The sequence below is a fragment of the Terasakiella pusilla DSM 6293 genome (assembly GCF_000688235.1).
Taxonomy (GTDB): Bacteria; Pseudomonadota; Alphaproteobacteria; order Rhodospirillales; family Terasakiellaceae; genus Terasakiella; species Terasakiella pusilla.
Window position 1 is genome coordinate 79,916 of record NZ_JHYO01000009.1, and the last position, 10,727, is coordinate 90,642.

At 50.5% G+C, this 10,727-nt stretch carries 9 protein-coding genes; 6 read left to right on the top strand and 3 right to left on the bottom strand.

Features of this window, described 5'->3' with window-relative positions; translation table 11 throughout:
* Positions 1-837, top strand: coding sequence for a lysophospholipid acyltransferase family protein (locus Q397_RS23995; protein ID WP_156950657.1), 837 nt, complete (start codon positions 1-3; stop codon positions 835-837).
* Positions 838-862: 25 nt separating this feature from the next.
* On the opposite strand, the gene Q397_RS0107835 is transcribed toward Q397_RS23995, so the two are convergent.
* Together Q397_RS0107835 and Q397_RS0107845 are read right to left on the bottom strand one after the other, a co-directional pair.
* The gene (locus tag Q397_RS0107835) at positions 863-1,723 is read right to left on the bottom strand and encodes a cupin-like domain-containing protein (RefSeq protein ID WP_028878944.1); all 861 of its coding nucleotides are present in this window, start codon (positions 1,721-1,723) and stop codon (positions 863-865) included.
* Positions 1,724-2,056: 333 nt separating this feature from the next.
* Positions 2,057-3,199: a 2-aminoethylphosphonate--pyruvate transaminase gene (locus Q397_RS0107845; protein ID WP_028878945.1), complete on the bottom strand. Its 1,143-nt coding sequence runs from the start codon at positions 3,197-3,199 to the stop codon at positions 2,057-2,059.
* A gap of 327 nt (positions 3,200-3,526) precedes the next feature.
* Here Q397_RS0107845 and Q397_RS0107850 point away from each other — a divergent pair, with 327 nt between their 5' ends.
* The 3 genes from Q397_RS0107850 to Q397_RS0107860 all read left to right on the top strand — a co-directional run bounded on the left by Q397_RS0107850 (position 3,527) and on the right by Q397_RS0107860 (position 7,524).
* On the top strand, positions 3,527-4,609 hold the full coding sequence (locus tag Q397_RS0107850; RefSeq protein ID WP_240475042.1) for a putative 2-aminoethylphosphonate ABC transporter substrate-binding protein: 1,083 nt from the start codon (positions 3,527-3,529) through the stop codon (positions 4,607-4,609).
* Positions 4,610-4,693: 84 nt separating this feature from the next.
* Complete coding sequence (locus Q397_RS0107855; protein WP_051609819.1) at positions 4,694-5,815, top strand: putative 2-aminoethylphosphonate ABC transporter ATP-binding protein; 1,122 nt, start codon at positions 4,694-4,696, stop codon at positions 5,813-5,815.
* Positions 5,815-7,524, top strand: a complete 1,710-nt coding sequence (locus Q397_RS0107860) for a putative 2-aminoethylphosphonate ABC transporter permease subunit (protein ID WP_028878948.1) — start codon at positions 5,815-5,817, stop codon at positions 7,522-7,524. The genes Q397_RS0107855 and Q397_RS0107860 overlap by 1 nt, the downstream gene beginning before the upstream one ends.
* A gap of 45 nt (positions 7,525-7,569) precedes the next feature.
* Here the strand turns inward: Q397_RS0107860 and Q397_RS0107865 are convergent, their stop codons facing one another.
* The gene (locus Q397_RS0107865) at positions 7,570-8,433 is read right to left on the bottom strand and encodes a LysR substrate-binding domain-containing protein (protein ID WP_028878949.1); all 864 of its coding nucleotides are present in this window, start codon (positions 8,431-8,433) and stop codon (positions 7,570-7,572) included.
* Positions 8,434-8,553: 120 nt separating this feature from the next.
* Here Q397_RS0107865 and phnX point away from each other — a divergent pair, with 120 nt between their 5' ends.
* Together phnX and Q397_RS0107875 are read left to right on the top strand one after the other, a co-directional pair.
* The gene (gene phnX / locus Q397_RS0107870) at positions 8,554-9,384 is read left to right on the top strand and encodes a phosphonoacetaldehyde hydrolase (protein ID WP_028878950.1); all 831 of its coding nucleotides are present in this window, start codon (positions 8,554-8,556) and stop codon (positions 9,382-9,384) included.
* Between the two features lie 157 nt (positions 9,385-9,541).
* Positions 9,542-10,726 carry an efflux RND transporter periplasmic adaptor subunit gene (locus Q397_RS0107875; protein WP_240475043.1) on the top strand — a complete coding sequence of 395 codons (1,185 nt, stop codon included), beginning with the start codon at positions 9,542-9,544 and terminating at the stop codon, positions 10,724-10,726.
* Position 10,727: the final 1 nt, after the last annotated feature.

A 10,727-nucleotide genomic window follows, 5' to 3' on the forward strand; every position in this document is an offset into this window, starting at 1 on the left:
GTGTTTAAACCCGAAAACCCGGCACCACCCCCCGGTCCCTTAAGTATGGGGCAACATGTCAAAGCAGGGCTGAAATTCTCCCTGCTTTTGATTTGGCTCTTGATCTGGATCGGTCCTTTCTTGTTGTTGGAAGCCTTGAAGATCCGTGCAAGCACATGGATTGTGCAGTTTTGGCATAAGGGCGCGCGAAAAATATCGGGTATCCGCGTGATCCAGCATGGGGAGTTGAGTAAAGGGGAGCCACTTTTGTTGCTCTCTAACCATACGTCCTATCTGGATATCCCGGTCCTGAATTCCTTAGCACGCGTTAATTTTGTCGCGAAGTCCGAGGTGAAGGGCTGGCCGGGGATCGGCTTTTTGGCAAAATGTTGTCAGACGATTTTTGTTGAACGTCGTGCCATCAAATCACGAGAGCAGATCCAGCATTTACGCGATCGTATCTTACCGGATAAAAGATTGGTCTTATTTGGGGAAGGCACAAGCACGGACGGCAGTGTGATTTTGCCGTTTAAATCTTCCTTGATGGAATTTGTCTTTGATGAAGAGATTGCGGCAAAATGCCGTGTGCAGGCCGTGACGGTGATAGCTGTTGAAGCAGAAAAAGGCGAGAAAGGTTATCTGCCGGAGCGGGTGATTTATCCGTGGTTCGATGATACCCCACTGGTTGCCCATTTTTGGCGCTTTTTTGCAGGGTCAGGGGCGGATGTGCATGTGTGTTTCCATCCAGATCGCGCGGTGAGCGAGTTCACCAACCGTAAAGAGTTGACCCAGTGGGCGCATGCTTATGTGGATGCAGGGCATGAATGGCTGGTCGGGGAAGGGGAGTTTAAACCCTAACCCCGAACCAAAATAAACAGTCTTTTTAGACTTTCTCAGCGCGGGCGTGTGCCCATTTTTCTTTGATATCGTACCATTTGGCGCCACCGATCAGCTTGCTGAGGGACTGGTCGACCACTTTCAATTTAAAGATACTGTTGAGACCCGCTGCGCGTTGTGCCCAAGTTTCGGGCAGGGCGCGCAAGGTCAGGCTGATCCCTGCGGTGCTATATTCGATAAAGTGCCACCAGCAGCTTGGAATAAAGATCGTGTCACCGGGTTCCAGAATTGCCTCATACCCCTGAAGTTCCTTAAGCTTGGGGTAGCGGTTAAGGTCAGGGTTTCTAAAATCAATATTGCACGAGACGGTCAGCGGATGCTGATAGAGTTTACGGCTATCTTCGCGCGGGTACAGGACAACGCGTTTCGTTCCTGTCATTTGCGTCAAAAATACGTGGCTGTGGTCAAGGTCATAATGAATGTCCACATGGGCATCCTGCCCACCGACAAACAAAAACGGGTGTTTCTTCAGGAACTGCACCCCCAGATCGGGGTAGGAGAAGTCGTCGCGGAGTTCCGGCATCTCTTTAAAGATATTGAACAGGAACATGCGCAGCGGCGTTGGACCTTGTGCGATTAGGTCCAGATATTCCCCAAAAGGCATACGCTGACTGCTGGAGAGATAGTCCTGATCACTGCCAGCGAATGCTTCGCTATAAAGGGGAACCTCTACCTGCCCGCAGCCTTTTTTCAAATAGTCATAATCCCATTTTTCAAGCGCAGGCCAGTCTTTGGCAAAGCTACGCATCACAACGGGTTTCACGGGTTTAAGATAATCGTTGCGGAAGTCGGTTCGGGACAGGTCATCATAGCGGTCAACATCCACATAAGATAATTCATGCGTCATGGCTTACTTTCTCGATCTCTTAAACTGTGTTGCGAATAAAAAGCGGTTTATGACAGTTTTGCGTCATAAACCGCTGGGTAAAATACTGTTGAAACGTGGGGAATGCAACTTTAGTTTTTATCTTATTGAGGTGAAAAAGCTTATTTAAACCACGGGTTTAAAGGAGGGTAGGAGGGGGGAGGAACCCATCTTGAGAGGGGAGGGAGGAGACGGGCTAAAACATATTGATTTTTCAAATGATAAGCACCTTTTGGGAACAGTTTTAAATTTTAGCTCTTTGGCGGATTTTACAAAGCCGATCCCAAAAAAAAACGTCTCTCAACTTTTGAGGTTTTATCCAGCGCGGGAGTTCAATTGACCTGCACTGAAATTTGTGACGCCAATCGCTCGTAATCCCCCTTGAATGGCAGTCACGGCTTTGCGCATGATGGTATGGTCAAAATGCCCGATACAGCCGATGCGAAAGCTTTCCACTTCGGTCATTTTGCCCGGATAGATCAGGAAGCCACGTTCTTTGACCGCTTGATAAAACGCTTTGAATTCATAAGCATCCTCATCGGGGGCGAGAAAAGTGACGATGATGGGGGACAGGTCTTCATCGGGCAGCAGGGTCTGAAAACCAGCGGCGCGCATTTCTGCGACCAAGGTGTCTTTGTTTAAGGTGTAGCGGGCGAGCCGGGCTTTCGCACCGCCTTCTGCTTCATATTCATCGAGTGCCTGAATGAAAGCCGAGATCACATGGGTTGGGGGCGTAAAGCGCCATTGGCCGGTTTTTTCCATATATTCCCACTGATCCACGAGGTCGAGGCTCAGGGACGGGCAATTACCTTTGCTGGCTTTTAGCGCATCGGTTTTAACAACCACAAAGCCCGCACCCGGCACCCCTTCCAGACATTTGTTGGCAGATGCGATGATCGCGTCGTAAGGGACTTTAACGGGATCAAGTTGGAGCACACCAAAGGCACTCATGGCATCAATGATCAGGCGGCGATTGTGTGCCTTGACGGTCTGGGCGATCTCTTCGGTTTTATTCATGATCCCGATGGAGGTTTCGCACTGGACGATGGCGACATGGGTAATGTTTGGATCGTTGTGCAACATTTCATCCACCTGTTCTGCGCTGGCAGCCTGTGTCTCTGGGGTGGCGAGGGTGTCATAGGCAATGCCTGCGCAGGTACAGATTTTGACGATCCGTTCCCCATATGCGCCATTGACCAGAACAAGCAATTTCCCCGTACGCCCGACCAAGGTTGAGATCGCAGCTTCCACAGCAAAGGTTCCGCTGCCTTGTAAGGGCACACAAGTATAGCTGTCATCCACGCCTGCGGCTTTACAGACACCTGCGCGCATTTGCCGGGTCAGGGCTTGGAAGTCTTCATCCCACGACCCCCAATCGGTCAGCATGGCTTCTTTGACACGCATGGATGTCGTCAGCGGACCGGGGGTGAGAAGGTAATGTTCGGGGCGGTTTGTCATGTTGGCACCATTGCTTAAAAATCAGTCTGATCATGGTGGAAGGCGTCTAATTATAAGTCAACGCGGATAAAATCTGATTTTACATAGATATCATCTATGGGTTTATGGCCTACCGGGGCTTTTAGATAATCCTATGAATAACAACGCGTTATGGAGTGTCATAAAGAGTTCACGTGCTTTCGGGGCGTGGGCGCAGTAGGACAAAAGGCCCGAAATGGCTTCAAAAGAGTCACAGAAGTTTTAGCTGAATTCCACGAGACTGTAACGAAAGAAGGATTAGCTATCCCTAGAACGTTTGGCGAGGGTCGATGCCCGAAGGGAAGCGTTATGAAGTTCATCTTAACTGATCACAAATTGGGTATTTCAATGTTGCGTAAATCATTTAAATCCGTTTTTACAGCCGCGGCTGTGACTGCACTGTCTTTCGGCTTCACAATGGGCATGGCTGAAGCGAAAGATAAACTGACTGTTTATACGGCTGTCGAACCGGAAGAACTGGCTGGCTTTAAAGCTGCTTTTGAAAAAGAAAACCCGGATGTCAACATCCAGTGGGTCCGCGATTCAACCGGCATTATCACAGCCAAATTGCTGGCGGAAAAAGAAAATCCGAAGGCGGACATCATCTGGGGTCTGGCAGCAACCAGCCTGTTGGTGATGGACAATCAAGGTATGTTGCAAGGTTACGCACCGAAGGGCCTCGATAAGCTCGACAAAAAAATGTACGACACCAAAAACGCACAGCCGCATTGGGTGGGACAGCGCGCATGGATCGCCTCTATCTGTGTGAATACACGTGAAGCAGAAGCGAAAAATCTGCCGATGCCGTCCACGTGGGAAGATTTGACCAAGCCTGTTTATAAAGGCCATGTGGTTATGCCGAACCCGAACTCGTCCGGTACAGGTTTCCTTGACGTGTCTTCCTGGATGCAGATGTGGGGCGAGGAAAAAGCATGGAACTTCATGGATGGCCTGCATCAGAACATCGCTGTTTACACGCACTCTGGTTCCAAGCCGTGTAAAATGGCAGGTAGCGGCGAGTATCCGATCGGTATTTCCTTTGCGTATAAAGGCGCGCAGTTGAAAAACAAAGGTGCCCCTGTTGAAACCGTAGCCCCGACTGCGGGCGTGGGCTGGGATCTGGAATCTTTCGCCATCGTTAAAGGCACAAAAAACCTGGCAGCGGCACAAAAGCTGGCTGATTGGTCTGTCACACGTCAAGCCAACGAAATGTACAACGAAGCTTATGCGGTTGTGGCGATGCCGGGTGTTGCCAAAGAAGTTGAGAACTTCCCGGCAGGGATTGCGGACGCGATGATCGACAACGATTTCTCATGGGCTGCGGACAACCGGATGCGCATCTTGAAAGAGTGGCAGAAACGCTACGATGAAAAATCTCAGCCTAAAGGCTAATTCTCCCAAATTCACCACTTCACACCAGCAAGTCCGATGGGCTTGCTGGTGGCTTTTTATCCAAGACCTTTGGAGACATGACTCATGCACAAGGCACATAGAGAACCAACAGATCACTTTCCGCAACCGGACTATCTTCGCATTGAGAATGTGACGAAGATGTATGATGACTTTGCAGCGTTGGATGATGTTTCCCTGACTATTGAACGCGGTGAGTTTATCTGTTTTCTCGGTCCCAGTGGCTGCGGCAAGACGACTTTGTTGCGCATTATCGCAGGCCTTGAAGAACAGACGCAGGGGCTGATCATTCAAAATGGCGAAGATGTGTCAAACCAGCCGCCGAATATGCGTGATTTCGGGATCGTCTTTCAGTCTTACGCGCTGTTTCCCAACCTGAGTGTGGAAAAGAATATTGCCTATGGGCTGGAAAACCTGCCCCGTGTGCAGCGCCCGTCGCGCAAAGCCATGATGGCCCGCGTTACGGAACTGATTGAAACAGTGGGTTTGCAGGATCACACAAAAAAATATCCCGCCCAGCTTTCTGGGGGGCAGCAACAGCGTGTGGCTTTGGCGCGCGCCTTGGCGTGTGAGCCGGGCTTGTTGTTGTTGGATGAACCTTTAAGCGCGCTGGATGCGAAAGTGCGTCAGCATTTGCGAACCGAAATTCATAAGCTGCAACGCACGTTAGGGGTGACAACCATTATGGTGACCCATGATCAGGAAGAAGCCTTGGCAATGGCAGATCGCATCGTGGTCATGAGCAATGGCAAGATTGAACAAATCGGCACCCCAACCGAGATTTATCAACGTCCGGCAACGCCGTTTGTCGCAGAATTTGTTGGTAACATTAACCTGATTGATGCGGTGAAGGATCAGGATGGGGCACTTGGTTTGGATCAGATCAGCTATACGGGTGCACAAACCAAAGTCTGTTTGCGCCCCGAAGATATTATTTGTCGCCCTAAATCGCAGGCCGCGCCGGATATGTTTGAAGCCTATATTCAGGATGTGGAATTTTTAGGTGCCTTTTATCGCACGCATTTGTCTGTGCCGGGGATTGGGGCAAAAACCATCATGGCAGATATCGGTTGTCACGAATTTGTGAAGCTGGAGGCTAGTCTTGGCGATAAAATCTACGTGCGCCTGTTGCCAGAAAGATTGCGTACTTTTGACGCTGAAAAAGAAAAGGTCGAGGTATCCGCATAATGACAAGCGCTGTTCTTCGCCCCGCTGCCCCTCTTAGAAAGGCGGTGCAGAAAACCGGACCTGATGTCTGGATTATGCGCGCGATGTTGTATTTCGCGGCAGGCTTTCTGTTGCTTTTTGTTTTAATGCCACTTTGGGCGATGTTGAGCAAATCCTTCACCGATGGGGATGGTCTTTACATTGGGCTGGCGAACTATTTTGATTATTTCGCAACACCGGCTTTGTCCAATTCCATCTATAATTCCATCACCATTTCATTGCTGGTGACGGTGATTGTGGTGCCGATGGCGTTTTTATATGCTTATGGGCTGACCCGGACCTGCATGCGCTTTAAGGGGATTTATAAGGCTTTGGCGATGGCCCCCTTACTGGCACCGTCGCTTTTGCCTGCCATTTCTCTTGTGTACCTGTTTGGTAATCAGGGGATCTTTAAGGACGTGTTGATGGGGGAGAGTATTTACGGCCCCATCGGGATTGTCTTGGGGATGTGCTTTTATGTCTTCCCCCATGCGCTACTGATCTTGTTGACTGCCCTGTCTACGTCGGATGCTCGATTATATGAAGCCGCGCAGGCGTTGGGCGCAAAACCAACAAAGATGTTTTTATCCGTGACCTTGCCCGGTGTGCGCTATGGGTTAATCAGTGCCGTGTTTGTGGTGTTTACGCTGGTGATTACCGACTTTGGGGTGCCTAAGGTCATCGGTGGGCAATATAACGTGCTGGCGACCGATATCTATAAACAGGTAGTCGGCCAACAGAACTTTAATATGGGCGCGGTCGTCGGCATGATTTTGTTGGTGCCAGCCTGTCTTGCCTTTTTTGCTGATCAGATGGCGCAACGCCGCCAAGTCAGCCAACTGTCGTCGCGCGCAGTGCCCTATCAGCCGAAGATAGAGAGGGGACGTGACCGTTTGTTCTTGATCTATTGCAGCTTTGTTAGCCTGTTTATTCTGATGATTGTCGGGATTGCGGCCTGGGCGTCTTTAATCAAGTTTTGGCCCTATGACTTTACGTTGGTCCTTAAAAACTATGACTTTAATGCGATTGAACCAAATGGGTGGCAATCCTACACCAACAGTCTGGAATTTGCGGCCTTAACGGCCTTGTTTGGGTCCCTTTTTATCTTCACAACCGCGTATCTGGTGGAAAAAGGGCGCAAGCATAATTGGTTGCGCAATGGCTTGCATGCTTTGGCGATGGTGCCGCTGGCCGTGCCGGGCATGGTCTTGGGTTTGTCCTATATCTTTTTCTTTAATGCACCGGACAATCCGTTGAACTTTTTGTACTCCACCATGGCCATTTTGGTACTGAGTACGGTTGCGCATTTTTACACGGTTAGTCATTTAACCGCGATCACGGCCCTTAAACAAATTGATCCAGAGATCGAGGCCGTGTCCCAATCTTTGAAAGTACCGTTTTATAAGACCTTCTTTAAAGTGACTCTGCCGGTTTGTTTGCCAACGGTGTTGGATATTGCGATCTATTTGTTTGTGAACGCGATGACAACGGTATCGGCTGTGGTGTTTCTGTATGCACCGGACACGAAACTTGCGTCCATTGCAGTGTTGAATATGGATGATGTGGGTGATACCGCACCGGCAGCGGCGATGGCGATGATGATCTTTATGACGGCGCTGGCTGTCAGGTTGCTTTACAGCTTTATGACCCGCAAAATGTTGCGTCGAACGCAGGCGTGGCGGTTTAAATAACCAAGTTGAAAAAATGCCCCGTTTTGTTGCAGACGGGGCATTTTTTTATTTGGCGTGAATTTTCGAGAATTCTTTGGCGAGGTCCATAAAGGCCCGCACGACTCTGAGGCGCGCGCGTTCTTTCAGGCAGACCACATATTCTGTAACGTCCATTTTCACGTTATTAAACGGGATGGTGACGACGCGGGTATCAACGCCTGTTTCATTTTCCAGCACAATGCCGATGCCGATGCCATTGGCCACCGCTTCACGCACGGCTTCGCGTGATGAAATCTCCATGACCACATTTGGGGTGATAGACATACGGTCCATGGCCTCGTTAAAGACCCGGCGGGTGAGGGATCCTTTATGACGCAGGACCAAGGGCTGATTCTCCAACTCATAGACCGAGATATGCTTGCGTTTCGCCCATTCGTGGTTTTTGTGGACGAAGCAGACGAGGTTCATGCGCAATAAAGGCTGGGCAATCAGGCGGGGGTCACCTTTTACATTGCCCAAAACCGCCACATCTGTCTTGAAATCGTAAAGATCGTTCAGCGCCTCTTCCGCATTGCCGACGGACAGGGAAAGGCCAATATTTTCATAGCGTTCGCGAAAATGTCCGATGAGGGGCAGGGCAGAATGGGGGCTGTCGCCGCCCACAACCAGATGCCCGTTTTCAAGGGCGCGTGCCCCTTCCAACAGGTCTTCTGCATCATCTTGCAAGCCAAACAGGCGGCTGGTGATGATGTGTAATTCTTCCCCCAGGCTGGTCAGGTGGACGTTGCGGCCTTTGCGTTCAAACAGGCGTACGCCGTAGGTTTCTTCTAGCAAACGGACTTGTGCGGAGACGGTGGGTTGGGTGACATTCATGTGGCGAGACGCTTTGGTAAAGCTGCCTTCTGTGGCGACATAATGAAAAGATTTCAGTTGGGGGGAGGTTTATAGCCATGCTCTATATCTATGTGTGGATTCTGTGATTTGACTTATAGGTTAGGCAATGTTTCTTTCCCCCTCAAACGACAGTTTTTTGACAATGGAAGAAACAGTATGACTTTTACCTATCAGCGTTCGTATCGTGGCCCCCTTAAAGCAGCCGTCCTTGATTGGGCGGGGACGGTTATGGATCATGGGTGTCGCGCCCCGGCGGCTGTGTTTCAGGCGGTGTTTGAAGCCCGCGGGATCACGGTTAGCGAAGCACAGGCCCGCGAACCCATGGGGCGGCCCAAGTGGGACCACATTTATGCTGTCGGCACCAATCCAGACGTCAACGCCCTGTGGAAAGCCAAGTTCGGCAAGGACTTTGAGGCAACGGATGCAGATGAGGTCTATAAAGACTTTGTGCCGCATCAGATCAGCATTATCGCAGACTATTGCGATATGATCCCCGGCACCGTCGATGCGGTCCACGCGTTGCGCGCCATGGGCATGAAGATCGGGTCCTGCACAGGCTACACACCGGATATTATGGAAGCGTGTCGCAAAGCTGCCAAAACGGCAGGCTATGTGCCGGATGCCATCTTTTGCGCAGGCGACACCCCTAAGGGGCGACCCGGGCCGGCTTTGTTGTTGGCAAATATGATTGAACTGGATGTTTATCCGCCGCAAGCGGTGGTCAAGATCGGGGATACGGTTGCGGATGTGGAAGAAGGCTTAAATGCCGGGGCGTGGACAATTGCAGTGGCGGCGCGTGGCAACGAGGTTGGTCTTAGTCGAGAAGCGTTCGAGGCTATGGAGGCAACACAACGCCAAGCCCTGATTGATACAGCATCTGAAAAGTTATCCAAGGCAGGCGCGCACTATGTGGTCGATAGTATCGCAGATGTACCTGCTGTGGTTGAGGAGATTAACGCACGGCTTTCATATGGGGGTCACCCGTAGTGCTTTAACGTTGAAAAACGAGGGAATATCCCCATCTCCTTAAAAAACTGTGATAATTAGTGATGTAGATTACAGTTAAATTTTACATATGGCGTTATTGAACACACAATCTTTTCTTGTCCCTACGGTCCATGTGGGGTTTCAGGCGCAAAAAATAATGATGGAGATACTCCCGGTGTTTATTCGAGCATCCTTAAAATATGCCGGTATCGCGGCATTGGCTCTGATGGTCGCTTCGTGCGGTTCAGAAAGCGATACACAACAATCAGCCCAGGCCCAACAAAAACGGGCAACACCTGTCGATACGACCGTTTTGAAAATGGAAACGATTGAACTGATTGAAGAGATGCCGGGTCGTACCGTAGCTTTTCGTGAGGTTGATGTCCGACCGCAGGTAAACGGCATTATCCAGAAACGCCTGTTTGAAGAAGGTGCCTTGGTTGAAAAAGGCCAACCCCTTTATCAAATTGATGCGGCGGTCTATCAAGCAGCGCTGGACGCGGCAAAGGCAGAATTGGCGCGTGAGCAAGCGAACCTGAATTATGCGGCGAAAACGCGCGATCGTTACAAAAAGCTGATCAAGACTCAAGCGTCCAGCCAGCAGAAATATGATAACGCCGTTGCCGATTTTGCGCAGGCTTCTGCGGCGGTTGCTGCTGCTAAAGCCCAGGTGGATCAGGCTGAAATCAACATGAATTACACCACGGTCATCGCCAAAATTTCAGGCAAGATCGGCGCGTCTGAATTTAACGAAGGTTCTTTGGTGACATCCAGTCAGACCCAAACACTGACCACCGTGACCCAGCTTGATCCCATCTATGTGGATGTGACCCAAGCCGGTGGGCGTCTGATCAAGATTAAACAGGCGCTGGACTCCGGTCGCTTGCAGGGGTCTGACGATGGCAGCATCGAAGTGTCCTTGATCATGGATGCCACAGGCGAAAAGTATAAGCATGAAGGCGTGGTCAAATTTTCTGATGTGACGGTGAATGAAACAACCGGGTCTGTGCGTTTGCGCGCCATGTTCCCGAACCCGGATCATGATCTGTTGCCGGGTATGTTTGTGCGTGGTCTGGTGAAGCAGGGCACATTGGCACAAGCCATTGCCGTTCCGCAGAAAGCAACCATGCGCCGTCCTGACGGCTCGGCTTTTGTGTATGTGGTTGAAGACGGCAAAGCCGTTGCTAAATCCGTCACGATTGAACAGTCTCAAGGCAACAACTGGATTGTGACCGAAGGTCTTAAGGATGGGGCAGAACTGATCGTAGATGGTCTGCAACGTATCGGACCGGGCAGCGATGTTGCTCCACAACCACTGCAAACAGCAGAAGCTGAGAAGTAAA

Excerpts from the sequence above, each read along its gene's own strand:
- Q397_RS0107855 (WP_051609819.1), top strand. The coding sequence starts at position 4,694 with ATGCACAAGGCACATAGAGAACCAACAGATCACTTTCCGCAACCGGAC.
- phnX (WP_028878950.1), top strand. The coding sequence starts at position 8,554 with ATGACTTTTACCTATCAGCGTTCGTATCGTGGCCCCCTTAAAGCAGCC.
- Q397_RS0107875 (WP_240475043.1), top strand. The coding sequence starts at position 9,542 with ATGATGGAGATACTCCCGGTGTTTATTCGAGCATCCTTAAAATATGCC.
- Q397_RS0107850 (WP_240475042.1), top strand. The coding sequence starts at position 3,527 with ATGAAGTTCATCTTAACTGATCACAAATTGGGTATTTCAATGTTGCGT.
- Q397_RS0107845 (WP_028878945.1), bottom strand. The coding sequence starts at position 3,199 with ATGACAAACCGCCCCGAACATTACCTTCTCACCCCCGGTCCGCTGACG.
- Q397_RS0107835 (WP_028878944.1), bottom strand. The coding sequence starts at position 1,723 with ATGACGCATGAATTATCTTATGTGGATGTTGACCGCTATGATGACCTG.
- Q397_RS0107860 (WP_028878948.1), top strand. The coding sequence starts at position 5,815 with ATGACAAGCGCTGTTCTTCGCCCCGCTGCCCCTCTTAGAAAGGCGGTG.